The sequence below is a fragment of the Streptomyces sp. NPDC016640 genome (assembly GCF_043076215.1).
Lineage (GTDB): Bacteria > Actinomycetota > Actinomycetes > Streptomycetales > Streptomycetaceae > Streptomyces.
Genome location: NZ_JBIBRG010000003.1, coordinates 227,039 through 249,477, shown reverse-complemented (window position 1 = coordinate 249,477; position 22,439 = coordinate 227,039). Strand labels below are relative to the sequence as shown.

General features: G+C 67.9%; 27 protein-coding genes and 1 tRNA gene. 18 read left to right on the top strand and 10 right to left on the bottom strand.

Annotated features, from left to right (window positions below; all coding sequences use genetic code 11):
- Window positions 1–117 precede the first annotated feature (117 nt).
- The 5 genes from ACF07S_RS08020 to ACF07S_RS08000 all read right to left on the bottom strand — a co-directional run bounded on the left by ACF07S_RS08020 (window position 118) and on the right by ACF07S_RS08000 (window position 3,208).
- Window positions 118–630: a DUF6584 family protein gene (locus tag ACF07S_RS08020; RefSeq protein ID WP_391973710.1), complete on the bottom strand. Its 513-nt coding sequence runs from the start codon at window positions 628–630 to the stop codon at window positions 118–120.
- Window positions 631–950: 320 nt separating this feature from the next.
- Window positions 951–2,048 carry a Gfo/Idh/MocA family protein gene (locus ACF07S_RS08015; RefSeq protein WP_391963697.1) on the bottom strand — a complete coding sequence of 366 codons (1,098 nt, stop codon included), beginning with the start codon at window positions 2,046–2,048 and terminating at the stop codon, window positions 951–953.
- Window positions 2,049–2,532: 484 nt separating this feature from the next.
- Window positions 2,533–2,868: a hypothetical protein gene (locus ACF07S_RS08010; RefSeq protein ID WP_391963696.1), complete on the bottom strand. Its 336-nt coding sequence runs from the start codon at window positions 2,866–2,868 to the stop codon at window positions 2,533–2,535.
- Window positions 2,865–3,011, bottom strand: a complete 147-nt coding sequence (locus tag ACF07S_RS08005; protein ID WP_391973709.1) for a hypothetical protein — start codon at window positions 3,009–3,011, stop codon at window positions 2,865–2,867. Before ACF07S_RS08005 ends, ACF07S_RS08010 begins: the two co-directional genes overlap by 4 nt.
- 111 nt (window positions 3,012–3,122) lie before the next feature.
- A tRNA-OTHER gene (locus ACF07S_RS08000) sits at window positions 3,123–3,208 on the bottom strand.
- A 343-nt stretch (window positions 3,209–3,551) separates the two neighbouring features.
- Between ACF07S_RS08000 and ACF07S_RS07995 the strand changes: the two genes are divergently transcribed.
- Together ACF07S_RS07995 and ACF07S_RS07990 are read left to right on the top strand one after the other, a co-directional pair.
- Window positions 3,552–3,821 carry a type II toxin-antitoxin system Phd/YefM family antitoxin gene (locus ACF07S_RS07995; RefSeq protein ID WP_391973708.1) on the top strand — a complete coding sequence of 90 codons (270 nt, stop codon included), beginning with the start codon at window positions 3,552–3,554 and terminating at the stop codon, window positions 3,819–3,821.
- Window positions 3,811–4,278, top strand: a complete 468-nt coding sequence (locus tag ACF07S_RS07990; RefSeq protein ID WP_391963693.1) for a type II toxin-antitoxin system VapC family toxin — start codon at window positions 3,811–3,813, stop codon at window positions 4,276–4,278. Before ACF07S_RS07995 ends, ACF07S_RS07990 begins: the two co-directional genes overlap by 11 nt.
- Window positions 4,279–4,545: 267 nt before the next feature.
- On the opposite strand, the gene ACF07S_RS07985 is transcribed toward ACF07S_RS07990, so the two are convergent.
- Window positions 4,546–4,770: a cold-shock protein gene (locus tag ACF07S_RS07985; protein ID WP_391973707.1), complete on the bottom strand. Its 225-nt coding sequence runs from the start codon at window positions 4,768–4,770 to the stop codon at window positions 4,546–4,548.
- Window positions 4,771–4,997: 227 nt separating this feature from the next.
- Here ACF07S_RS07985 and ACF07S_RS07980 point away from each other — a divergent pair, with 227 nt between their 5' ends.
- A complete protein-coding gene (locus tag ACF07S_RS07980) occupies window positions 4,998–8,066 on the top strand; it encodes an FG-GAP-like repeat-containing protein (protein ID WP_391973706.1) in 3,069 nt (1,022 codons plus the stop codon).
- Window positions 8,067–8,523: 457 nt separating this feature from the next.
- Here the strand turns inward: ACF07S_RS07980 and ACF07S_RS07975 are convergent, their stop codons facing one another.
- The gene (locus tag ACF07S_RS07975) at window positions 8,524–9,537 is read right to left on the bottom strand and encodes an HNH endonuclease (RefSeq protein WP_391973705.1); all 1,014 of its coding nucleotides are present in this window, start codon (window positions 9,535–9,537) and stop codon (window positions 8,524–8,526) included.
- Window positions 9,537–10,133: a class I SAM-dependent methyltransferase gene (locus ACF07S_RS07970; RefSeq protein WP_391973704.1), complete on the bottom strand. Its 597-nt coding sequence runs from the start codon at window positions 10,131–10,133 to the stop codon at window positions 9,537–9,539. The genes ACF07S_RS07975 and ACF07S_RS07970 overlap by 1 nt, the downstream gene beginning before the upstream one ends.
- A gap of 375 nt (window positions 10,134–10,508) precedes the next feature.
- On the opposite strand from ACF07S_RS07970, the gene ACF07S_RS07965 reads away from it, so the two are divergent.
- From ACF07S_RS07965 to ACF07S_RS07950, 4 genes are all read left to right on the top strand, one after another.
- Entirely contained in the window at window positions 10,509–11,255 is a 747-nt protein-coding gene (locus ACF07S_RS07965) for a hypothetical protein (protein ID WP_391973703.1), read from the top strand.
- Between the two features lie 302 nt (window positions 11,256–11,557).
- A complete protein-coding gene (locus tag ACF07S_RS07960) occupies window positions 11,558–11,974 on the top strand; it encodes a hypothetical protein (protein ID WP_391973702.1) in 417 nt (138 codons plus the stop codon).
- A 598-nt stretch (window positions 11,975–12,572) separates the two neighbouring features.
- Window positions 12,573–12,902 carry a hypothetical protein gene (locus ACF07S_RS07955; RefSeq protein ID WP_391973701.1) on the top strand — a complete coding sequence of 110 codons (330 nt, stop codon included), beginning with the start codon at window positions 12,573–12,575 and terminating at the stop codon, window positions 12,900–12,902.
- Window positions 12,903–12,968: 66 nt separating this feature from the next.
- Window positions 12,969–13,364, top strand: coding sequence for a DUF5958 family protein (locus ACF07S_RS07950; protein WP_391973700.1), 396 nt, complete (start codon window positions 12,969–12,971; stop codon window positions 13,362–13,364).
- 224 nt (window positions 13,365–13,588) lie between these two features.
- Here ACF07S_RS07950 and ACF07S_RS07945 read toward each other — a convergent pair whose 3' ends face one another.
- On the bottom strand, window positions 13,589–13,777 hold the full coding sequence (locus ACF07S_RS07945) for a hypothetical protein (protein ID WP_391973699.1): 189 nt from the start codon (window positions 13,775–13,777) through the stop codon (window positions 13,589–13,591).
- A 65-nt stretch (window positions 13,778–13,842) separates the two neighbouring features.
- Here ACF07S_RS07945 and ACF07S_RS07940 point away from each other — a divergent pair, with 65 nt between their 5' ends.
- Together ACF07S_RS07940 and ACF07S_RS07935 are read left to right on the top strand one after the other, a co-directional pair.
- Window positions 13,843–14,157, top strand: a complete 315-nt coding sequence (locus ACF07S_RS07940; RefSeq protein ID WP_391973698.1) for a hypothetical protein — start codon at window positions 13,843–13,845, stop codon at window positions 14,155–14,157.
- A gap of 482 nt (window positions 14,158–14,639) precedes the next feature.
- Window positions 14,640–15,692 (top strand): hypothetical protein, encoded by a 1,053-nt coding sequence (locus tag ACF07S_RS07935; protein ID WP_391973697.1) that lies wholly within the window; start codon window positions 14,640–14,642, stop codon window positions 15,690–15,692.
- Between the two features lie 165 nt (window positions 15,693–15,857).
- On the opposite strand, the gene ACF07S_RS07930 is transcribed toward ACF07S_RS07935, so the two are convergent.
- A complete protein-coding gene (locus ACF07S_RS07930) occupies window positions 15,858–16,952 on the bottom strand; it encodes a DUF1152 domain-containing protein (protein ID WP_391973696.1) in 1,095 nt (364 codons plus the stop codon).
- 81 nt (window positions 16,953–17,033) lie between these two features.
- Between ACF07S_RS07930 and ACF07S_RS07925 the strand changes: the two genes are divergently transcribed.
- From ACF07S_RS07925 to ACF07S_RS07885, 9 genes are all read left to right on the top strand, one after another.
- Entirely contained in the window at window positions 17,034–17,774 is a 741-nt protein-coding gene (locus tag ACF07S_RS07925; protein WP_391963672.1) for a GntR family transcriptional regulator, read from the top strand.
- 280 nt (window positions 17,775–18,054) lie between these two features.
- Entirely contained in the window at window positions 18,055–18,492 is a 438-nt protein-coding gene (locus tag ACF07S_RS07920; RefSeq protein ID WP_391963671.1) for an ATP-binding protein, read from the top strand.
- An 89-nt stretch (window positions 18,493–18,581) separates the two neighbouring features.
- On the top strand, window positions 18,582–19,310 hold the full coding sequence (locus tag ACF07S_RS07915; protein WP_391973695.1) for a GntR family transcriptional regulator: 729 nt from the start codon (window positions 18,582–18,584) through the stop codon (window positions 19,308–19,310).
- A 121-nt stretch (window positions 19,311–19,431) separates the two neighbouring features.
- Window positions 19,432–19,782 (top strand): hypothetical protein, encoded by a 351-nt coding sequence (locus tag ACF07S_RS07910; protein ID WP_391973694.1) that lies wholly within the window; start codon window positions 19,432–19,434, stop codon window positions 19,780–19,782.
- Between the two features lie 5 nt (window positions 19,783–19,787).
- Window positions 19,788–21,119, top strand: coding sequence for an FtsK/SpoIIIE domain-containing protein (locus ACF07S_RS07905; RefSeq protein ID WP_391973693.1), 1,332 nt, complete (start codon window positions 19,788–19,790; stop codon window positions 21,117–21,119).
- 114 nt (window positions 21,120–21,233) lie between these two features.
- Window positions 21,234–21,404 (top strand): hypothetical protein, encoded by a 171-nt coding sequence (locus ACF07S_RS07900; protein ID WP_391973692.1) that lies wholly within the window; start codon window positions 21,234–21,236, stop codon window positions 21,402–21,404.
- Window positions 21,404–22,027: a DUF2637 domain-containing protein gene (locus ACF07S_RS07895; RefSeq protein WP_391963666.1), complete on the top strand. Its 624-nt coding sequence runs from the start codon at window positions 21,404–21,406 to the stop codon at window positions 22,025–22,027. Before ACF07S_RS07900 ends, ACF07S_RS07895 begins: the two co-directional genes overlap by 1 nt.
- 20 nt (window positions 22,028–22,047) lie before the next feature.
- The gene (locus tag ACF07S_RS07890) at window positions 22,048–22,248 is read left to right on the top strand and encodes a hypothetical protein (protein WP_391963665.1); all 201 of its coding nucleotides are present in this window, start codon (window positions 22,048–22,050) and stop codon (window positions 22,246–22,248) included.
- Entirely contained in the window at window positions 22,248–22,439 is a 192-nt protein-coding gene (locus ACF07S_RS07885; protein ID WP_391963664.1) for a mobile element transfer protein, read from the top strand. Before ACF07S_RS07890 ends, ACF07S_RS07885 begins: the two co-directional genes overlap by 1 nt.

Genomic DNA, 22,439 nt, shown 5'->3' with positions numbered 1-22,439 from the left:
CGGGCGGTGACGAAGCAGGCGAGGCGGATGCCGGATTCGGCGATCCCGTCGCCGGCCGCGGCGGCCTCGAAGGCGGAGAGGCTGCAGGGGCCGCCGACGGGGCTGTCGGCGGGCGGGTCAGTCGAAGAGGGCGATCAGTCCGTTCACCCAGATCCCCAGCATCGTGAGGAACACCGCCAGGCAGCCGGCTCCTGCCAGGAAGCTGCTGAACCCTCCCGCCCCGTCGTCCGGTTCGTCGTCGGGGACGGAAGGTGTCCAGTCCCAGTCCACCGGGTGCCCCAGGGCTTCGGAGCAAGCGGTCCGTACCGCCGTCAGCTGTTCCACAGCGAAGCTGGAGGGGGCGAGTGCCTCGGGACCGCGCCACGCGAGTGCCCTCATGCGCTCCTGAGGAGTCCGGTACCTCGCTTCGAAGGCGGAGGTCTCGTCCGCCTCCCGGTCCTCCTCGAGGTACATCCAGCGCCCCGCTTCCGCGGGCTCACCGTACAGCCGGTACACCTCGGCCAGGCGACGGCGGAGCGCCGGGTCGTTGGGGAAGGAGGAGACCAGCCCGCGCAGACGCTGCCGCGCCAGGGGCACGCGGCCGGCTGCCAGGTCCGCGTCGACTCGGGCGAGGGTGGCTGTCAGTGGCATGGATGCATGATCGGTCAGGACGGCAGGACGTCTCGACTCCTTTTCGCCGGCCGAGGGGCCAAGCGGATGTCGAAGGCCCCTGGAAACCGCCCTGATCGCTCCGGGGCCTCTCGCCTGGTGCCCCGGCGGGATCCGAACCTGCGACACCCGCTTCGGACACCGCTTCTGATGGCGTGATTGTTCGCTGAGCAGTGCACGACGGATCCGGGTGGAGACGGCTTCACGGGAGTTCGGTCCGGGGCCGCTGCGGCTGTTGCCGGTGACGGGTGCGACGGCCGGACGGGGAAGCTGGCGTACCTTCCCGTCCGGTGCCGTCGATGTCAGCTGTGGATGCCGGAATCCGCCTGACCCGTGGCTGACTGCGGGCCGGTCGTCAGCACGGGTACCGGGACCGGGCGGGAACCGTTGGCCAGTGACTCCGCGCCGGCCACGCCGACCAGTGACGCGGCCACGGCGGGCCGTACCGGTACCAGCGGCGGCTCTCCCCGCTCCACCGTGGCCCGGAAGGCGCGCAGTACCCGTACGGTGCCCTCGGCCCCGCGCGCCACGGGTTCCCCGGCGAGAGTGAGCGGCACAGGAGTGCGTTCCTCCTCACGGGCGTGGCCCTCCGGGGTCGCCCAGCCCTCCGTTCTGACACGGACCGACCAGGACCGTTCGCCGGCGGCCCGGACGGACTCGGCCAGCGCCTTGGTACCGCGTACGGAGATCCAGCTCCAGTGACTGTCGGGTTCGCCCTGGAGGAAGCCGTGCCGGGTGAGGGCCAGCGCCCCGGTGGACAGCCGTACCGCCATGACGACCGCGGCGCGCGGGTCCGCCTCGTCCACCGGGAACGCCGACACCTCCACCGGCCGGGCGTCCGTGAGGGCCAGCACCGGTGAGAGGGTGTGCGTGCAGTACGCCGTGGGAGCGATGCGCCCGCGCCAGTGCGCCGGGTCACCGATCAGGCCCGCGACATCGGCCGGGGACATGCCGTGCAGGTAGTCCGCTTCGATCAGGCTGATCCGGCCCAGCTCCCCGGCCTCGATCGCCTGCCGGATGAGACGGACGTGCGGATGGGCCACGTAGTTCTCGGCGAAGGAGTAGGTCGCGGACGACCTGTCCGCCGCCGCGATGAGCCGCTCCCCTTCCGCGGCGTCCACGCACGCCGCCGACTCGGACAGCACATGCACCCCACGGTCCAGGAACGCGATGGCCAACGGCGCGTGCTCGTCGAAGTCGTTGGCCAGCACGACCCCGTCAAGACGGTGCTCCAGCAGCTCCTGCCACCGTTCCACCAGCACCGCGCCGGGCAGCTGCGCCCGCGCCACGGCGCGGCGTTCGGGGTCGCGGTCACATGCCGCCACGACCTCCATGCCCACCTTGCGGCACCAGTCCGCCAGGTGAAGCCCCATCCTCAGCCCAACCACTCCTACCCGCATGAAGACATCCTCTTCCGAACCCCCTTCCTGCACAGCTGGTTTCCCGCCGAGGAAACGCAGAGAGCAGAGTGCTTGAGGTCGAGAGCCGGGGAGACACCACGAAGGAGGAAATTCACAGCCGCCGGCCGCCCCCCGCACCCGGTCGACGAGGTGGTCGGTGGACACGAGATCTCCGATCCCGGTCCCGCCTGAGGGAACCGGGAGCGGACCGCCCGATACACGCGATGGGCCGCTCCCGTGTCGCCTCGCTCGGGTTCGTGTTGCCGAACCTCGTGACGGATTCCCCGCCCGCGAGAACGAGGGGCTGCTCCACCTCGCCAGGCGGTTCGGCGAATGAGGAGATGCCTCCCGTCGGACCGGCCTCACGACCGGCGCCAGGAGCGGCAGTGCCGGCCTGTGAGAAGCCGCGGTCTTGGCGATCGCCAGGTCCGCCCCGTGGGGCAGCCTCGAGTACTTGTCGGCCGTGACGACGCGTTGAACGTCCTCAGCTCGCCCTGGGCGAACCGTTCCGAGTCGGTCCGTGTGGACCGGCTGCCCTCAGCATGTCGCGTGCCATGGCGATCACCTGGTCGTCCGTGTGCACGACGCGGATTCGCGACAGGGTCCAGTTCCACAGAGCCTGTCCCGGCGCCTCGCGCGGGTCCCATGCCTCCAAGGTCGTGAGCGACGAGGTCACGACCGGGACGTCGAGCCGCGGAGCCGTCTTGATCAGCGCGGCCATCTCCCGGTCGCCCTGAACCGCCTTGGAGAGAGCCTCGGAGCCGAACACGAAGACGCGCTGCCGTGGCCGGGGCACCTTCGCCCGGACGGCGTGGCTCATACGGCCTCGCCCGAGGCCGGCCGCTGCTCGTCATGCCAGCCGTCGACGGCGGCGATGCGATCCAGCGCTGCCTGCTGCTCGTCGTCCGTCACGGCGCCGTGCTCCTCCTCGAGACGGCCGGCCAACTCGCGCAGTCGGTCCATCGCGTCCTGATGAGCGGCGGCGGCCGCGATGTGACCGGACACTCCGCGTGCTCGGACACCGCGAAGGGCCAGCCCGGTAGGAAACCCCTCCTGAGCTGGCCCTTCTCGCTGTGTCCCCGGCAGGATTCGAACCTGCGACACCCGCTTCAGGAGTTCGATACGGGCCTGCTCCGACGGCTGTCGTCGACTGGAGCGACAGTCGGATCGGGGTGCTGGTGCATGCCCTCGTCCGGCGCCGTCGATGTCGGAAGCAGATGTCAAAGGCCCTTGGAATCGCCGTTGGATCTGTCCGGCGAGGGTTGCCCGCGAGACGGCCTCCCACCCGCTCTGTACCGCAGACGCGAGAAGCGCCCCACTCATGTCACGGTCTGGGCCGGGTTCCGATGTGGTGCGCATGCCGAAGTGCTCAGACAGCCCATGACGACCGCCGGTCCGCCTGATCACTCGCTGCGTTCACGGCCGAAGGCTTGCCGACGCAGGCTTTCGGTGCGATGTGCTACCTGGTAGCACCGGATAGCACCAGCCGCTACCGTGGTGGGTATGAGCGTTCAGCCCGAAATCACCCAGCGGGATCTGCGCAACCGGTCCCGAGAGATCATGGACGCCATACAGGGCGGCCAGTCGTTCACCGTCACCCGTGACGGACACCCGATCGGTCAGCTCGTCCCTCTGCGTCGACGCCGTCGGTTCGTCTCCCGTCAGGAGTTCGCCGCGATGTCCAGGATCGCTCCCGACATCGACCTCGACACGTTCCGCGCGGACCAGGACACCACGGCGGACACCTACCTGGACGACCCCTATGCCCGCTGACCGCCCGACGTACGAGCAGGGACTCCTCGACACCAACATCATGATTCTGCGCCGGTGGGTGGCTCCCGAGGAACTGCCGGGCGAAATGGCGATCACCGCCATCACCCTGGCCGAGCTGTCCGCCGGCCCACACGAGGTCCGTCGCAACGACGAACAGAGCGCCTACGACGAACACGTCGAACGCGCCCGCAGGCTCGACGTCCTCCAACGCGCCGAGCACGAGTTCGACCCCATCCCCTTCGGCGCCGACGCGGCCCGCATCTACGGCCGCATCTGCGCGGCGGTGATCAGCGCGGGCCGCAAGCCGCGCCGCCGGGTGGCCGACCTGATGATCGCCGCCATCGCCGTGGCCGAGGACCTCCCCCTTTTCACCACCAACCCCGACGACTTCAAAGGGCTGGACGACCTCCTCACCGTCGTACCGGTCACTCGCCCGAAGGTGCCCCACGAAGGCTGATACCAGGACGCCAGGTCGGCGGGACCGCAACGGACTTCGTGGTGCGAGCATGGCACGGACGTGATCACGCAGAAGGGCCAGTCCGGGAGGGGAACCCCTCCCGGACTGGCCCTTTTCTCTGTGCCCCCGGCAGGATTCGAACCTGCGACACCCGCTTTAGGAGTTCGATCAACGGGGCGTCGCTGCATGCCGCGGTAAGGGGTGCAAGGGCAGGACGAGCTGCAGGAGACCGTGGGCGTTCGCCGTCGTCGATGTCAGACGTGGATGTCAGGCTTGCCGGGGCACGATGCTCACCGCACGGTAGTCGTACCCGTCCTGCTTGAAGCCGGGAGCCTCCCACGTGAGGTCCACCTGTTGCCCGGGTGACAGCGTGCGGAAGCCGGTTGCCTGGATGTCGGAGTAGTGGCCGAAACAGCCGCCAGGAGTCTCGGGGCAGTCGAGCACGCCCCACCCTTCCTCATCGTCCCACTCGCGGACAGTCGCAGCCACCATGAGCTGAACCCTACAAGCGCTGTCTGCGCCGGCACATGCCTGGATCTCAGCTCGGGAAGCTGCGATCATTCGGAGCCGGTCCGGGCGCTGATCCGAGCCAATGGCTGAGCGGACATCAGCGTCTTGTCGTTCGGCCTTGCTGCGCCATCCGTCATACGAGTCTTCCGTTTTCCTTGCTTTCCTGGCTTTCATCTCCCTTCCGATCCCGTCTCCTGTGGAGGAACCGAGTGGGCAGACGTGCCCTCATACGCGGTGGTGTCGCCGCCGCCACCTCGCTCGCCTTGGCCCTGGGCCTCGGACCGCTGACCCTCGACGCGCACGCGTACGGGGCCGCCGAGGTGGTCATTCCGGCGGCGACGTCGCTGCGGCCCCAGACCGCCCTGTTCAGCGCGGGACCGTCGGGGTTCCTGCGCCATGAACCCGGGCGCGGCCACATATGGACCACCTACACCGGTGAGGACACGGTGGTGGACTCCTCGGCTGCCGAGGTCTGGGGCATGCCGGAGTTCGGCGCCGGTTCCGACGTCGTCGCCCGCTACGACGATGACGCACGGACCGTGACGCTGCGGGACATGGCGGCCGGGGGGACGGCCACGACGATCCCGCTCCCGGACCGGCACACCTACCAGGGGACGCTCGGGCGGACCGTCGTGACGACCGCCTGGTCGGGTACGGGCGACGACCTGACGTGGCATCTGTTCGACCTCCAGGACGACGGCACGGTGCGCGACCGCACGGTGGCGGGCGTCCCGACGGGTGTCACTTCGGTGACCAGCGGCGACTCGCCCGTGGCAGACGCCCACGGCATGGTGGTCCTGTACAAGGCCGACGGAACGTTCCGGCGCGGCTGGCTCGACGCCGACGAGGGACGGCTCGTCGAGCTGTCCCACGACCCGAGCGGCAACGGCAGCGGGAACGTGATCCTCACCGCCACCCATCTGCTGTCGTGGGACGGTACCGCCGTCTCCGTCTACTCCCGCGACGACCTGAACACCGCCGTCCGTACCGTGCCCCTGGCGAACGACGGGCCGACGCACCTGCTGGGCATGGTCGGCGACACGCTTCTGGTCTCCCGCTACGACTCCTCGCTGGGTGCCATGGACGGCGCCCTGCCCGTCTGGCGCGTCGAGGCGCTCGCCACCGACGGGTCGACGACGGGGACCGTACTGGCCCGGTCGCGCAGCCTGTCCCTCGCCGTCCCCACCCTCGACGGCGGCCTCCTGGTGCCCGGCAGCGGTCCCGACACCGCTGACTGGGGAGTGAATCTCGTCCGCGCGGGCGCCGACGGTACTCCCGTGGTCAAGAAGGTCGCCGCCGCCGAACTGAAGTCCGTGGTCGACCCCGTGCAGGAACTCACCCTGGCGGGCGGCCGGCTGACCGTGACGGAACACGACTGGGACCGGGGCCGTACGTACATGTACGGCCGGACGATCGACGCGACCGGTGACACCCTCACCGCCGGCTCACGCACAGCCCAGGGCGTCACCGACGACAACCCCTACCTCGTGGGCACCGGGGACGGCCGCACGGTGGTCTGGAACACGGGGCTCTCGGGCGGCGACCGCGTGCCCCGGTTCGTGGGACCGACGGGCTCGCTGCCCGGCACACCCGTCGACGCCGAGCACAACTACGTCCGCGTGTGGGACGCCAGGGGCCGGCACGTCGCGATGGCCACCGAGTACACCGACGAAACCGCGTCGCAGACGCGGGTGATCGACCTCGACACGGGTGACACGGTGCTGACCTCGCCGGAGAACGGTACGGCGATGTGGGGCACCACCATGTGGGTGCGGGACGGCAACGACAGCGCGGCGCCGGTCGACGTCCGCACAGGCAGGCGCGGCGAATCGGTGTGGTTCGGGCGAGGGTGTCTGCTGGAGGACCTCCAGGCGGCCGGGCGCTGGCTGCTGTGGTCGTGTGTGGGATCGGCGGAGGGCCAGGGCGTCTACGACACCGTCGCGAAGACCAAGCTGACCCTCACCCAAGGAGCCTGGGAGACCGCGAAGCTCGGTGACGGGTTCGTCGTCACCGGCGTCGACGGACAGTTCGAGGTCACCGACGTCCGCAGCGGCACACCCGTCACGCACTCGGCGGGTACCTTCCAGTCCGGGCAGCCGTGGGACGTCGACCCGTACACCGGTCTGATCGCGTACGTGGACGCCAAGGGCGACACCCACGTGGTGTCCAGCGGCGTCCCCGTCCCGGCGCTCACCCAGCTCGACTCGGCCGTCGCCGGCTCGGCCGAGGTGAAGGGCGGCGCCGCGAGCTGGAGCCCCAAGTGGTGGCTGTCGAAGCCGGCTGCCTCCTGGCAGCTGGCCATCAGGAACAAGGCCACCGGTGCGACCGTGCGCACCCTCACCGGCGGTACGGCACGGGGCGTGATCCCGGCGTCGTGGAACGGCAAGGACGGCGCAGGCAAGCTGGTCGCCAACGGCGCGTACACCTGGACGCTGACCGCCGCCCCGGCCGACGGACAGGGCGCGGCCCTGACGAGGACCGGCACGGTGAAGGTCACCGGCGCGACCCCGGTCCGGCGGGACTTCGCCACCTCGGACGGCTTCGGCGAGCTGCTCACCCTCAACGGCTCGGGCGGACTGACGTACCAGTACGGCACCGGCACCGGGACCCTCACCAGTAAGAAGACGGGCTCCGGATGGCCGACGAGCGCGAAGTTCGTGCCGTACGGCGACCTGAACGGCGACCGGTGCAACGACGTGCTCGTCCGCCACAGCAGCGGCACGCTGCGCGCCTACCGGCCCGCGTGCGGGGCGGCGGTGACCCCGTCGACCGCGTACACCTCGCTGGGCACGGGCTGGAACCAGTACGACGTGCTGACCTCACCGGGGGACATCAGCGGTGACGGCCGAGCGGACTTGATCGCGCGTCAGACCTCGACCGGGGACGTCTACCTCTACAAGGCGACGAGCACGGGGAAGCTCTCGGCGCGGGTGAAGATCGCGTCCAAGTGGACGGGCTACAAGAAGATCCTTGGCGCCGGTGACCTGAACGGCGACGGCCGCGGCGATCTACTGGCGCAGGACAAGTCGAACGAACTGTGGCGGTACGACGGCATCGGGACGGGCACGTTCAAGAGCCGGGTCAAGCTGTTCAACGACTGGGGCTCGTCGTACGACGTGGTTGTGGGCGTGGGCGACATCACCGGCGACGGCAAGGCCGACCTCGTGGCCCGCGACACCGCCGGCAACCTGTGGCGCTCCAACGGCACCGGCAAGGGCTCCTTCGGCAGCCGTACGAAGATCGCCACGGGCTGGCAGGGCTACAAGGGCGTGTTCTGAGCCGTAGCTCGCCTCCTCGGACACCGAGCCCCGGAGCTCGGTGTCCGAGAAGGAGAAACCACTCCGACGACTGACGACGGACAGCAAGAAGGCCCGGGTCTCCGACCTGGGCCTTCCTCGTGGAGCGGGTGACGAGAATCGAACTCGCGCTCTCAGCTTGGGAAGCTGAGGTGATCTCGGGTTCTCTCCGGGCCTGAACTGCGGCGGAGGCGTCGCGACGTCTGGTGGCGGGTCCGTTGATTCTCCGGTGTTCCCCGCGGTTCCCCGTACGATCTGGCACGCGTCTGGCACGACCTCTTCGTCCCGAACTCTCGGCTGAGAGGTCATTGTGGGCCGGAGGCCTGGTCAGTCGGTCGCTGATGGGCCTTAGCGGTCGCCTGCGGTTGCGACGATTGCTGTACTCCGCTGCTGTACTGCACCTGTCTTCGGTGCACGAGGGAGACGGCCGCTGTCCTGGTCAGGTACAGGCGGCCTGAACCTGGCGCAGGAAGTACGGCCACTGTCCGGGCCTGTCGCTGTATCCCGCGCTGCGGAGGGTGAGCTGCAGAGTCTTCTTGAGTGGGTGGGGGGACTGCAGGATCGCCTCGTTGCGCTGGGCGAGGCGGTCCAGTTCGTTAGGGGTGGGGAGGCGGTCGCTCTTGGTGCTGTTGCATGTCTCGTGGGCGGGGGCGAGGTTCCAGATGACGTCCAGGTCGGGACCCTGCCAGCCGGACACGGCCCCGAAGCGCCGCATCAGCGAGTGAGGGAAGACGTGGTCGACGGCGGTCTTGTCGTCGGGAGCGATGGGGGTGGCACAGATCAGGCACCGGCCGTGCTGGAAGCCGATCAGGGCTTCGGCGACTCCGGTGACTGAGCGGCGGCGGTGCTTGTCCGTGAGCTTTAGCGTGGCCCAGTCCACCGCGACGCCTTCGGTGATGAGGCTGCGGCCGATGCCGGCGGAGAAGGAGCTCTCGACGATGTTCCATCGCGCGCTCAACTCGGTGCGCAGTCCAGTCGCCTGCTCCGATCGGGCGACCTGGAGCAGGTCGGGAGTCAGGCGCACAATCCGTCGGCGCGGGCTGCCGGTCAGTTCGTAGAAGCGGTGGGCTGTCTCGGTTCCGCCGCCCAGGTTGTGGAACTTCCGCATCACCATCGCGGGCATGGACCGCACCGCGGCATATAGGAGCCGTTCGGTGGGGTGGCCCAGGCTGGTGGACTCCTCGGCCTCCCGCTGGGCTACGGACAGGAAGTCCGACTCGCCCAGCGGTGGCCCGGACGGTGCCTGGGATGCTTCGGTCAGATGCGTGACCAGGCCCATGGCGTAGGGCACGGCGAGTTCGTCCAGCGTCACCTCGGTGCGGTCCTGAGCGGCGTGTTCCAGCAGAGCGGAGCCGAGGGCGAACTTATAGGTGCGGGTGTTGGCGCCCATCAGCACGGCCAGCCGCCAGGAGGTCCGAGCGCTCGGCTCGATCCGGTAGAACTCCACCGTCATCACGTCCTCCCCCCGACGGTGCGGTGCTGCGCCCGGAAGACCAGCGTGCTCCAGCGCACATCCGCCCGGCCCAGCTGGTCCGGTTCCTCCCCGCGGTGCGCGACGGTCAAGCCGAACCGTTCGGCCAGGGTCACGGTCTCGGCTGCGGATACCGCGAATATCCGCCGCCCCGCCGGGACCGGCCCATGCCGCAGCGACATGGCCACACATCCTCCGGGCGCGGTCAGCTCGGCCACTCGCTGCATGGCCTCGACGCGCTCCTGCTCATCCAGGTGCATCCACACTGCGGACAGCAGCACCAAGTCGAAGGATCCGCGCAGACCGGTCAGCGCGGGCAGGGCGACGTCCCCCCACGCAATCGCCGCGTCGGCGTGCAGGCGCTGCCCAATCCGCCGCAGCTCCGGGGCGGGCTCCACCGCCACCACCGCATACCCGCGCGCAGCCAGCGCGGCGGCGTCCCGGCCGCTGCCGGCACCGATGTCGGCCACCCGGCCTGGAAGGGACGGCAGCCACGGCAGGAGATACCCGTGCACCTCCTCGAACGCCACTGCCTCGTACCGGCAGGCCAGCGCCTCGGCGTCCTCCCCATAGCCCACGATTCCCCACGGTCGAGCCATGCCTGTAGCGCCTCCCCGCGTTCAAACGACCTGCTCCATACGCCTCACATGACGGTGAGCAGTCCCAAACTGCCACATCCCTGTGACACCCGCTTTAGGAGTTCGATCAGGGACCGATGTGATCGCGGTCCCCTATGCGCGCGGGCGCCGCATATGGTTGTTGGCAGCCACCGCTGTCCGTGGTCGTTGATGTCAATGTTGGATGTCAGCGGAACAGCTCCAGCACCGGGCAGACGTGCAACGGCTCGCCTGGCCGGTCGGCCCAGCGCCACTGGGTATGCCGACCGGCACGCATCCACAGCAATCGACAGGTCGGCAAAAGTGCGCTTGCGGCAGTCTGCTTGGATACCGGAGGTGACGACGAGTTCTCCTGTTCCTCGCGCAGACGACGCCGATTCCGAGCGCCTGAGGGCCCTGCTGGAACGTGCCGCCACGGGCCCGGACAGTCAGGCCTGGAGCGACCTCTGGACGGAGCTCTACCACAACGGCTCTCTGGATGTCGCCGATCCGCTGGTGCTGCACACGCTGGCCGACCTGGCGGAGGTCGACCATGCCGACATGGCAGCTTCGGCCCTCCACCTGGCCGGCGCCCTTCTCGTCCAGGCCGACCAGCGGTACGAGACCCGGAACCTGCGGCACCAGTACGCGCCGGAAGTCGCACGCCTACTGGGCGCCGCAAACCGGTGGCGGCAGGTCACCGCCGACCGGAACGACTACTGCCACCTGCTTGAGGCCGTCCTGAACCTGGAGGGCGACATCCACTGGGCACAGGACTTGATCTGGGGCGTCGTCAACGAGGAATACGAACTTGAGTGCCCCAATCCCGACGGGTGCGCGTCGCTGTGGGTGATCATCGGAGAGCGGGGCTTCTTCAGCGCGGCGGAAGACTACGCCCTCTCCGACGACATTGAACCCTTCCCTCTCCATCCGGCCGGCCCCCGCGCCCTGGAAGGTCTCGGCCGCCGCCTCTACGACCTTGCCCTGGCCGACGGCCACAAGGAAGTCGCGCGCGCCCTGACTTATGCCTTCGGTGACGCGATCTGCCCGGAATGCGAGCAGCGCCTCTCCGTCATCGGGCAGGTCATCGCCAGTTCTAGCTGAAAACCGCGTCGGGGTGGCGAGGTTTGAACCCATGACCTCTTCGTCCCGAAGCAACTTGGGCGGAGGCTCGACCTGCAGCGAGTGCGCCTCTCACCTGCGGCGATGATCCGCGGGTGTCCGTGCTTGTCCGCCGCTGTCCGTCGGCGTTGTCACGCAGTTAGACACTCACCGCGGATCGCACGATGCGGGACAGCCGTGGCCGGGTCGGGGGTGGCCCAGTAGAGAATGGCACGGTGGACGTAGCTGCGGAACTGCGCGCTCTTACTGGCTCTCTGTCGCGAGAAGGCGGGGTCTTCGGCCGCGTGGTCGACCAGGTCGGCGGATCCGTTTCGGGACTCGTTCGCCAAGTGGCCGCCGAGGCTGAAGAGGCTTGGAAGCAGTACGCAGTGGAAGGTGCAGTCGGCCCGGACACACCAGTAGAGATCGACGACGCACTCTTGCAGATCGACGCTGAGCGCGCAGTGGAGCTCTTGACCTACCTGGCGACCTACGACCTCGTGTTCCCGGGCCCAGCACGCCGAGGCCGCGCCCACGCCCGTAGAGCGGCGGAACGTGTTGTCCGTCTGCTGGGCTATGAGGCCGCCTGGTACACGAACATCACTGAACTCGTGCCCGGAGCGCGAGCGTGGAACCCGGTCACCCGACATACCTTCGATGGGGTCGTTGCGGGGACCGGCGGGTCCTTCACCGTGGTGTTGCTGCAGGTAGGCGAGGACTGATCCCCGCTGACACTCTGCCGCTGCCGCGTCAGAGGGCGCGACGCCGCCCCTGTCCGCTGTCGTTGATGTCAGCCATGGATGTCACCTCACACCGGTTGGGTCACTTGCGACGCTTGCGTGTCTTCGCCTTGCGTTCGGCTTCCTTGCGCTTCTCGATGGTGTACGACGACCACTCGCCACGGTGCAGGTTGCATCGCGACGCACCGACCATCGCCAGCCGCCGGCATCGAGTGCCCTTCTCCGTGAGCGCTCCACACCTGGACTGCGTACGAGCCACGCTTCCCACCCCCGGTCTCGACCGTCGTGCGGACCAGTGCAGGATTGCCGGGCACATGTCTTCTGTGGAAGGCGCACTGCTCCGCGCAGCGGTGCACGGTGGCCCAAGGCGGTTGCTCAGGGGCGCACGCTTTCCAACTGTGTTGGTGCTGTCCCGGGCCGAGTGCAGGGCCGTTCACCTGCGTTCATGGACGGCCGGTCGTCTGGGCGGTTACCGCCTCCGGTCCTGTCCGAACGGTCGTGAACGGCGCTGAATGAGACGGAAATTGAGACGGACGACGGCGTTGGGCTCGCTAGCATCTTCGCTGTTGAAGGGGGAGTCATGGCGCTGGTCCGCAAGGGATCACGACGGATCGTCGTCGACGGCACGGCCTACCGCTGGCGGCTTCGAGGCAGGCCGACCTACTTCCAGGGCTTGGCCTGGTCGCCGTGCACATTCGCGGTCGAGCGTGCGGACACCCCGGGAACGACGCTCGTGGTTACCACCGATCAACCGCATCCGAGCAACTGGATGGGGCGCGAGGCTGAGCCTGTACGGCCGTCCAGTGTTGCCGCGGTTGTTCGGCTTGCCCTGGGTGAGGGGTGGACTCCGACGACTCTGGGTTCCGCGTTTCATCTCGACCAGTCCGCCGGCTTCACGCCTTCGCACTGAACGGCTCGGGGAATCGTCGGGGCTTTGGCGAGCGTACCGTCGGTCTGAAATTACGGGGAGGTGGCGATGTTGTACGCATACGAGGTGGTCCTGAACGAACTTGCGCAGGGGCTCAGACCGACGGCCGAGGGTGTCGAGTGGTTCGAGGGTCTCGCGGAGGATGACCAACGCAAGGTCCTGCACGCACTGGTGCTGTTCTGCGGGCAGGCCCGCGCCTGCGAGGACGATGTGCCAGAGAGCATTGCGCGTTCTGGCATTCGTCCCACTCACACGCCGGCGGTGATGCTCACGAAGTGGCGCTTCGGGATGGAAGTACTCCCAGCCTATGAACTCACCAAGTCGTTCCGCCTGCTCATCGCCCTCTTCAGCATCGCGGATACCCGCAGGCGGATGCTGCACTGTGCCGATGGGTGCGGCCACGAGTGGCACAACCTGTCGGATCCGCGGCGGGACGCAATCTAGGTGTCTTCTTGCCCTGAGTCTTGCCGGGGATCTTGGTGAGCTGGGTTTTCGCAGTTCAGGGGCGGTGGGATCGTGCGCCTGGTGGTCGTGGTTGGTCGTCATCGGCCACTGTCGAGCGGCCTCGGACGGCCCAGAGACGGCCCAGTCCTGCCGCACCTGACTGACGGCCGGCACCCTCGCTGCGCTTGTGGTGCACGCAACCGTCATCCCCGCTTCGGCCGTACCTACCGCTTCTGCGCCCTGTAGCGCTTCATCAGCGCAGTGAGCCGTGCAGGATCCGCCTGACCGTTCAGCTCGGCCACGAGATCGTCAGGACACAGCTCGTAGAGGTCCCCCCACCATCGACGTCCTCGGTTGTCCCAGATCCGGTATCCACCCGGCACACCCCGGGCTACGTAACGTCTCCTGCTCACAGTCCCTCGGTTCCCGCCATCGTTCCTGCCCTGCTTCCGTATGCACGCGCTGGCACGATGGCCTCGTGACTGACCTCGGGCACATTACGACAGAGATCATGGCGTACTACCGAGCACTCGATGAGAGGGCCACCCTGCGGCACCACTTCCGCCACGCCGACGAGGAGGGTGGCTTGTGGTACTTCGAGGCCGTACTCGACCGCGGCGAGTTGGTCGCCATCAGGCAAGCCGAGTTGACTCCAACCGGCCGACTCCACCGGTACAGCTGGAAGCACCTGGAGGATGAACACGGCTTCCTAACAGACCAAGCGATCGACCTGGAAGAGGACCCGCTGGAAGCCATCCAGGCCGAAGAGTTCCAGCGAGTGTGGGCTCAGTGACAGGGGTGAACAACCACTTTAGGAGAGAGGGCGGGCGATCTGGTGCCTGAGCTGCGACTTCGCCGGCCGAGGAAAGGGGCGGGTACTCGACCGCGGGACACCGGTGTTGACCGTGACTGACCCCTGCATCTGGCACGGTAGTGGCACGAACCTCAGCCGACGAAAGTCAGCCACGACGGCGGGCGCGCCGACCGCCTACGCACGCGTATGCCTCGCTGCACCCCCAATGGCCTTCACCACGCTGCCAGTGTCGTCGACCAGAGCAAGCGACGACGCCGGCGCGTGCTGCTGAGCTCTCAGCTTGGGAAAACACCGACTGTTGACGCTTCGCAGTGTGTCCGAACTGCGCATATTGTTCGCCTTGAGGTGGGGGTGCCAGGCCAGATGCTGGCCATTGACCGTGACGGTTCTTGTTATTTGGTGCGCTCCTGGTGTCGTACCCGGTAGACACTGAGTGCCATTTTTCACGACCGACTGACAAAATGGAGAAGGTCGGATATTCTTCACCTTCGTTCTATTCCGGGAGCAGAAAATTGATTTTGCGTGAGTTTTTGTATGTGGACACCGACAAGGTTAGGGCGATGCTTGCGCAGCTTGATGGAGGTGTGCCAGAGGAGTCACGGGAAACCAATAGCAGTCAGAAGAAGAATACGGTCGGCCCGAGGAGCATGGCCCAACATTTGCAGCTAACTGGGAGTGAGACGTACACGCAAAAATCTCTTGGTGATGCAATTTTTCCAACGCTAGAAGAAGCGTTGGAATCCGAGGGTCTGCTTCGGGATATTTCAAATGAGGCTATGGATCTTTCTGAGTGGACGTCGGGAAATCTAAAATCAATTGCTCCGCCGGGGTCACTTGTTCGTATTACGGCTAACGGTTCCCTGTTCGATACCCGATATAGTGCGAGTGTTTTTGCTGCATTTTCTTCTGTGGCAATCGGGCTTCAGGGGATCGGAGTCGATTTGGGTTCTTCGCAGAAATCTTCGTCAGGAAAAGGTAAACCGGCTCAGCAAAAAGCTCGGTCGCCGAAACGTAGCTCAGGGGAAGGGGAACGCCAACTGGAAGACTCAATCCCTGACTTCATAGGGCCTGGGGGAGTAGACGGGGATTCCCTTCGCGCCATCACGCGCATCGCGAGAGGTGTATTCGCTCCTGGGCTAAACATTAATCTTTCTCCAGTTGAGTCAGGGGAAGTTTTGATTGGTTCTCGCCTTCAGGAAGGTCGGCAGTATCTAGACAGTGAGCCTGATATTTTGTTCGCACGGTATGGAACAGAGCCTCAGGAATGGACGGTGGTCGGTAGTGTTGGCAGTTATGGCCCAGAAAACACGGACATGCCGGACCTGGACTTCATGCGTCCGAATGGGGCGGTTAATCGAGGTGCTTTCGCGGAAGGGATTAATGCACTTATGAAACATCTGGGAGGTCTGGGGTTTGTTGACCTTCCTCAATATCCAGGGTTCTCGCTTATTCCGTTTGCTGTCTATCGCGCGATCCCGCGAAATTCGAACATGCTGGCACTGCCTACCCAGTAGGTAGGCTGAGCGGGTTCCTCCCTGCTGCGGCGCTTGCTCTGGCCGCGCGACCGGCGTAGCCGGGGCCAGAGCGAGCCGAAGGCAGGAGCGTCGGCCCCGGCGGTAAGCCGGGGAGCGCGCGGGGAGCGGAGCGAGCCGCCTTGAACCAGTAGAGAAGGTTGTAACTCAGGTGGCGTCTGGGATGCGCCAGAGTGGAGCTACGTACTGCTCCGGGCGTCTGGCGACCAGGAGTTGACGCAGGTCGCTGCGCTGAGAGCCGCTGAGATTCAGAACCTCGGTGAGGTGGCGGAACGTCGTGTGTGTGACTCCGCGGGCGCGGGCCTCTGACTCGAACTGGCCGAGCTGGTGCAGCACCGCTTCGGCGTCGAGTGTCATCGGCGCCTGGTCCTTCAACCAGGTGGCCTTGTTGCGCTCGTAGTCGATCTCCGAGAAACCGCAGACCTCGCGGCTGTGGGCCTCGACCTCGTCCAAGGTCGTCGTCGCCGCGATGACTCGGGCCAGGTTGTTGCGGTTCAGGGCCTCGTCCAGGTCGACTGTGTGCACGCGTGGGCCCTCATCTGTGAGCGGCACGGGCAGGCCGGCGTCGCGTACCTCGCATGTGCCGCGCACTCCTCGGGCTGTCGCCGCAAGCATGCCCGTGGCTTCGGACGGGTGCCACTTCAGGACATCACTGACCGGGGCTACGTCCTCTGCCGTGAAGGTGTGAACGACCGGGCCCAGCAGTGGGCGAAGCTCGTCCGCCGACAACTCGGCGTCCAGACCGGGGCCGGCCACCAGGAGCCGGACAGGTGCATCCACCTGGCAGCACGCCGCGAGTGTCAGTGCATCGGCAAGCGGGCTCTTGAGCGTGGGTTCGTCGCCGCGGGCGAGGATGTCTCCGCCAACGTCCAGGAGGTCGATTGACTCCGGCGTCAGGTGGGCAACCAGCTCCTCCATCTGGCGTGCCACGCCTTCGACTCCCTGATGTGGATCGAGAAGGGCGAAGGTATGGGGAAGCCCGGCTGCGAGGCGGGGAAGGGTCGACCCTGCGGGAGCGACCGGGCGGGCGGTCGCCGGCACCGACCGGACGGACCGGGTGACGGCTTCGAGGCCGGTGAAGTCGTGGGCGCTGCGGGGGCCCGGTACCGGGTCGATCAACAGGCGGTCCCACGCGTACGTGAGTATCACCGCCTGGTCCTCGTCGCCGTACAGGGCGGCGTGAAGCATTGCGGCGGCGACTGCGTCGCCCCCTCCTCCTGCTGCGACGATCAACCGCGTCATGTGCTCAACATTACGGCTTCTGGTATTGGCCACTCACCCTATAGTGGCCAGAGGCCATAGCCACTTGGACGAGGAGTAGACGTGCCGCAGATCGAGGAGGCGCAGCCGAAGTATCTCCAGATCGCTCACCACATCCGCGATCAAATCCTTCGGGGTGACCTGCGAGCGGGCGACGAGGTGCCGTCGGAGCGGCAGTTGGCTGCGGACTGGAAGGTTTCCCGCCCGACTGCGGCCCGCGCCCTGGAGGCGCTGAGTCATCAGGGGCTCGTCGAGAAGCGGCAGGGGTCCGGCACCTACGTGCGGAGCCTGGAAGTCAACCGTCGAGCGCGGGAGTTGTACGGCCGGGCTCGGCAGACCGGGAAGATCTACACGCCGGGCGAGTACGCGGTGATCACTTCGGCTGGGTGGATGGACGCGCCGGACCACGTCGCCGAGGCTCTCGGGTTGGTGAAGGACCGCCGGGCCGTGCATCGCCGGCGTGTGACCAACAACCAGGACGGGCCCATCACGCTGTCGACCTCGTGGTTCGCTCCCGACGTCGGGCAGCGGGCGCCCAAGCTCACGGACCCCGGGCGGATTCAGGAGGGGACCCTGATGTACGTCGAGAACAAGACCGGGCGGCAAGGGAGTTACGCCGAGGACCGCATGTGCGCTCGGAGCGCCACCGAGGAAGAGGCCGCTGACCTGAAGCTGCAACCGGGTTCGGCCGTACTCATCGTTCACCACGTCGTCTACGACATGCAGGACCGGCCGTTGGAGTTCGCCGAGGCGACGTACCCGCCGCACCGTTGGGCGTTCGAGCAGGGCTATCCGCTGATCTGATCTGACGAATCGTCAGTTGGGTGAAGTGCTTGCGTGGCGCGAGTGGCTAATGCCACTATCCAGTAAGTGGCTAAGGCCACTTACTGGAAGGGGGCACGGTGTGACAGGTCGGCGACCGGATCGGGGCACGCGCGCAGCATGCCGAGGATGCCGGGGACGCGGTTGGAAGCGCGTCGGTTCGCGTACGTCGATGGCGCTCGCCACCGTCAACGACCACACCCGTGCCGCATCGAAGCGGCGCTGCCTCGACTGCGACGGCAGCGGCAAGGAGTGAGTGCGGATGGCCTATCGGTTCAACCGCTTCCCCAGCGAGGAATCACTGTGGCTCGGGGCAATGGTCCTGCATCCGATTCCGGAGTCCGTCCCCCGGGCTCGACGCTGGTTCCGGAAGTTCATCGCCCCGTACAACCCGGCCTGCTCGGTCGACGACTGCACGCTGATGATCTCCGAGCTGGTGACGAACGCCATCATGTACGGGCGGGCGGACGAGGAGTGGTGTGTACGCGTGGAGTGGTTCCGGGAGGGGACCGCGCTGCGTGTGGAGGTGCATAATCCCGGTTTCCCGGCGAACGTATGCCTTCGCCGGCCGGACGCCAGCGACGCGCACGGGCGTGGACTGTTCCTCGTCGACTCCATCGCCGAGTCGTGGAACTCCGGCCCCAGTCGCTTCGGCGGGACGGTGGTCTCCTTCGTGATGGCTGATGCCTGGCCCTCCTGAGGGAGGCGTGCCCCGCTTCTACACCTGTCTGTGGATTGTCGCTAGTCTGGTTGACCAGTTGACTTGGCCAATCTCGATGGGTGGCGTTCATGGGATATGAGGTGGAGGCTCCCAAATACGTGCGCCTCGCGCAGACCCTCCAAGGTCGCATCGAGGACGGAACGTACCCGCCCGGCACCCGTGTCCCCAGCGAGAACCAGCTTGTGCAGGCGTTCGGGATGTCCCGGCCCACGGTCGTGCGGGCCCTCGAGCTGCTGAAGCGTGACGGCTGGCTGGAGTCCCGGCAGGGGTACGGGACCATCGTGCGCGGTCGTCCCGCGGGCGTCGAGGAGAGGGAGGGTCGCGGGCGTGACGTGTTGACACGCGACGAGTCGCAGACGGGCGGGCGGCTCGTGGAGGTCGCCGAAGTGCCGGTGCCGGCCCGCGTGGCCTCGGCCCTCGGCCTGCCGAGGCGTGCCAAGGCTCTGATGCGTCGCCTCCTGGTCGAGGAGGACGGGGAAGCCGTCGAACTGGTCTCCTCCTACTTCCCCGCCGGTCTGGTCGGAGGCACCGATCTGGCGAGCACTGAGGTGCTGGAGTCCGGTACGCGCGCTCACCTGGAAACGCGCAAGAAGGTGCGCTTCGATCATGTGACGGAACGCGTCTCCGCACGACTGCCCGAGGCCGCGGAACGTGAGTTGCTGGACCTGCCGGACGGGGTGCCCGTCCTCAGCGTGCTCGTGATCGCCTGTGACGCCTCCGGGCAGGCGTTGCAGGTCTCCGACGTCCTCTTGCCGGCCGACCGGCAGGAACTGGAAGACACCTACCGGCTGAACTGACCCCGGTCCGGGAGTCGTTCACCTTGAATGCCACTTGACAAGTCAACTTGTCATCCCTAGCTTCGAACTTGCTAAGTCAACTTGTCAGGTAACAAGTTGCCCGACTCCGAAGGAGAACTCTGTGCGTGTGATCCGCATCGACACCTCGACCGCCACGATCCTGCTCACCGAGCCGCCGGCGCCGAAGGTGCGCGACCGGCAGACCGGCGAGATCGCCAAGGACGCCGTGAGCGGCGAGGCACTGATGACGGTCGGCGTCGTCTACATCGACGAGGGCGAGTCGTCGCTGATCCAGGTCACCATCCCGGAGAGCGGAGTCACGGACGGTCTGACCGTCGGTGCGCCCGTCTCCCTGCCCGGCCTGGTGGCACGTCCCTGGGAAAGCGTGTTCAACGGCCAGCAGCGACACGGCATCGCCTACCGCGCCACCGCCGTTGCCGCCGGCGCCTTCCCGATGGCTCAGGCGGGCTGACCGACGTGACCGACCTGATGACGGTGGCCGAGGTGGGCGGGTCCCTCGCCGCGATAGGCGGCGCGGCCTACGCCCGGCACGCCCACCCCGCCGCGTACTGGTCCACGGTCGGGCTCCCGGCCTCGGTGGCCCGACTGCTGGCCTCGTACTCCTCGACCATGGACGCCTGCGGCCTGACCGTGGAACCGCCTCGCTGGCGGGCCTTGGCGGTCAAGGCCACCACCCGCCGCGAGATCCGGCCGGTACCGCCTCGCCGGGGAGTCATCCGGCCCACCGCGACCGGTCTGCGGCTGCGGCTGCGGCTCGCTCCCGGACAGGAACCGGCCGACGTCGCCGCCTCGGCCGAACGGCTGCGGCACGCCTGGGGTGTCCACGCCGTGTACGTACGTGACATCAAGCCCGGAGTCGTCGAACTGCGACTCGTCGGCTTCGACGTGCTGCGCAAGGTGCGGATGCCTCGCCGCTGCGGCGGCGGACTGCTGCGCGTGCCGGTGGCCCTGCGGGAGGACGCGATCGCGTTCGTCCGGGACTACCGCGCCGTACCGCATGAACTCGTCCTCGGCGCCACGCTGTCCGGCAAGTCCATGTACCTGCGCAACCTGATCGCCGGACTGGCGGCTCAGCCCGTGGTCCTGGTCGGCATCGACTGCAAGCGCGGCGTGGAGCTGGCGCCCTTCGCGGCCCGGTTCTCCGCTCTCGCCGTCGACCAGCGGCAGGCGGCCGAGCTGCTGCCCGTCCTCGTGGGCGAGATGGAGGCCCGCTATGACCTGATCAAGGCCCGGCAGGGCATCGCTCCCGGCACCCCCGACGAACTGATCACCTCGGACATCTGGGGACTGTCCGACGAGGACCGTCCGCCTCCTGTCGTGCTCTTCATCGACGAGGTGGCCGAACTCTTCCTCGTGGCGAGCCGGAAGGACGAGGACCGGCGGGACGAGATGGTCACCCAGCTCATCCGCCTCGCCCAGCTCGGCCGCGCCGCCGGCATCTACCTGGAGGTGTGCGGGCAGCGCTTCGGCGCCGAGCTGGGCAAGGGTGCGACCATGCTGCGGGCCCAGCTCACCGGCCGTGTCTGCCACCGTGTCAATGACGAAGCCTCCGCCAAGATGGCCCTCGGTGACATCGCCCCGGAAGCCGTCTACGCGGCCTGTTCCATCCCCGCCGAACGGCCCGGTCTCGCCGCCGCGGGCGACACCTCCGGCGGCTGGTCCCGCATCCGCACGCCGCACCTGACCCTCGCCGACGCGGCGGCCACCTGCCGCGCTGCGGCTCACCTCACGCCCGACGTAGAGGCGCTCGCCCCCTTCCGACCGTCCGCCTCACCCGCGCCCGCGTAGTCGCCCCAGCTCGTGACCGCGCCGCCCGCGGTCCCGCACCCCTCCTCCGGCCGGCGCGGCCGTCCCGCGCCGAGTCCCTACCCCGCCATGCCCGAAGAAAGGAGAGCAGCCACCGTGTGCCCCGACTGCGAGGACTTCGCCCGTACCGTCCTGCTACTGGGTCATCTGGCCACCTACGCCGAGATGCCCGACGCTGACGCGACCTTCGTGGGGGTTGTCGGCTCTGCCCTGGCCGCGTCGCTGCCCGAGCCTCCGCCGGGCCTCTTCCCCGGCGAGTCGGCCTGATGTCCCGCCCCATCGCCGTGCGACCGGACGCGGTCCTGATCCAGGCGGTCATCGCCGGGGCCCTGTCCTTCGCCCACCTTCACGACCTCGCCGCCGCTGCCGGACAGAGCGGATGGAAGGCGTGGGCCTACCCGGTCTCCGTCGACCTGCTCCTCGTCGCGGCCTGGCACCGACTCCGTACCGGTGCCGCGAAGGCGGCGGCCTGGTGCTGGTTCCTCGTCGCCCTGGTCGCCTCGCTCGGCGCCAACGTCGCGACCGCCGGCCTCCTCGACCTGCACGACGTACCCGCCTGGCTGCGCATCCTCGTCGCCGGCTGGCCCGCGGTCGCCTTCCTCGGCGGCACCCTCCTCGCTCACGGAGCCCGACCGGCACCGGAAGCACCGGAAGCGGTGCCGATCGGGGAGCCAGAGCTGACGGAATCGGAGGCGCCGAACACCCCCGAGCCACACACCGCGCCCGTCCCCGCCCCCGCGCCCGTTCCGCCGGCCCTCGTCGCTCTGGCCCGCAAGGTCGCCGACGAGCACCGGACTCGGACCGGTGCGGCCATCGACACCTCGACGCTTCGTGCCCGGCTCGGTGTCCCGATGCCGCTCGCCGAAGCCATCGCCACCCACCTCACCTGATCTACGGAGGACCTCCGACCGTGCGCCCGTCCACGCTCCGCACGCTCAACCGCGCCGCCGAGCTGACCCGTCAGAACCGACTCACCGAAGCGATGCTCATCGCCGAACCCGTGATCCTCACCGCCGACGAGTACGAGGGCGACGAGATCCGGCGCTGGCTTTTCGACCACGTCGCCGACTTCACCGGGGAGAACCACGAGGGCCCGAAGGAGCTGCCCTGATGCCCCGCAACCCGCGCTTCCGCCGCGTCGTCCGCATCGGCCCCGTACAGGTCGCCACGTACTACGACGGCCGGGGCCGCGAGAAGCACACCGCGGCCTGCACCGCCCCGCGCTGCGGCTTCTCCGCCGACTACGACAGCCGCGCCGCCGCCGAACTCGCCGCCCGCACCCACCGCTGCCGCGTCCGCTGA

Bases quoted from the DNA above. Each gene is read 5' to 3' on its own strand.
- ACF07S_RS08020 (WP_391973710.1), bottom strand. From the start codon at position 630: ATGCCACTGACAGCCACCCTCGCCCGAGTCGACGCGGACCTGGCAGCC.
- ACF07S_RS08015 (WP_391963697.1), bottom strand. From the start codon at position 2,048: ATGCGGGTAGGAGTGGTTGGGCTGAGGATGGGGCTTCACCTGGCGGAC.
- ACF07S_RS08010 (WP_391963696.1), bottom strand. From the start codon at position 2,868: ATGAGCCACGCCGTCCGGGCGAAGGTGCCCCGGCCACGGCAGCGCGTC.
- ACF07S_RS08005 (WP_391973709.1), bottom strand. From the start codon at position 3,011: ATGGACCGACTGCGCGAGTTGGCCGGCCGTCTCGAGGAGGAGCACGGC.
- ACF07S_RS07995 (WP_391973708.1), top strand. From the start codon at position 3,552: ATGAGCGTTCAGCCCGAAATCACCCAGCGGGATCTGCGCAACCGGTCC.
- ACF07S_RS07990 (WP_391963693.1), top strand. From the start codon at position 3,811: ATGCCCGCTGACCGCCCGACGTACGAGCAGGGACTCCTCGACACCAAC.
- ACF07S_RS07985 (WP_391973707.1), bottom strand. From the start codon at position 4,770: ATGGTGGCTGCGACTGTCCGCGAGTGGGACGATGAGGAAGGGTGGGGC.
- ACF07S_RS07975 (WP_391973705.1), bottom strand. From the start codon at position 9,537: ATGACGGTGGAGTTCTACCGGATCGAGCCGAGCGCTCGGACCTCCTGG.
- ACF07S_RS07955 (WP_391973701.1), top strand. From the start codon at position 12,573: ATGGCGCTGGTCCGCAAGGGATCACGACGGATCGTCGTCGACGGCACG.
- ACF07S_RS07950 (WP_391973700.1), top strand. From the start codon at position 12,969: ATGTTGTACGCATACGAGGTGGTCCTGAACGAACTTGCGCAGGGGCTC.
- ACF07S_RS07935 (WP_391973697.1), top strand. From the start codon at position 14,640: ATGGAGAAGGTCGGATATTCTTCACCTTCGTTCTATTCCGGGAGCAGA.
- ACF07S_RS07930 (WP_391973696.1), bottom strand. From the start codon at position 16,952: ATGACGCGGTTGATCGTCGCAGCAGGAGGAGGGGGCGACGCAGTCGCC.
- ACF07S_RS07920 (WP_391963671.1), top strand. From the start codon at position 18,055: ATGGCCTATCGGTTCAACCGCTTCCCCAGCGAGGAATCACTGTGGCTC.
- ACF07S_RS07915 (WP_391973695.1), top strand. From the start codon at position 18,582: ATGGGATATGAGGTGGAGGCTCCCAAATACGTGCGCCTCGCGCAGACC.
- ACF07S_RS07895 (WP_391963666.1), top strand. From the start codon at position 21,404: ATGTCCCGCCCCATCGCCGTGCGACCGGACGCGGTCCTGATCCAGGCG.
- ACF07S_RS07885 (WP_391963664.1), top strand. From the start codon at position 22,248: ATGCCCCGCAACCCGCGCTTCCGCCGCGTCGTCCGCATCGGCCCCGTA.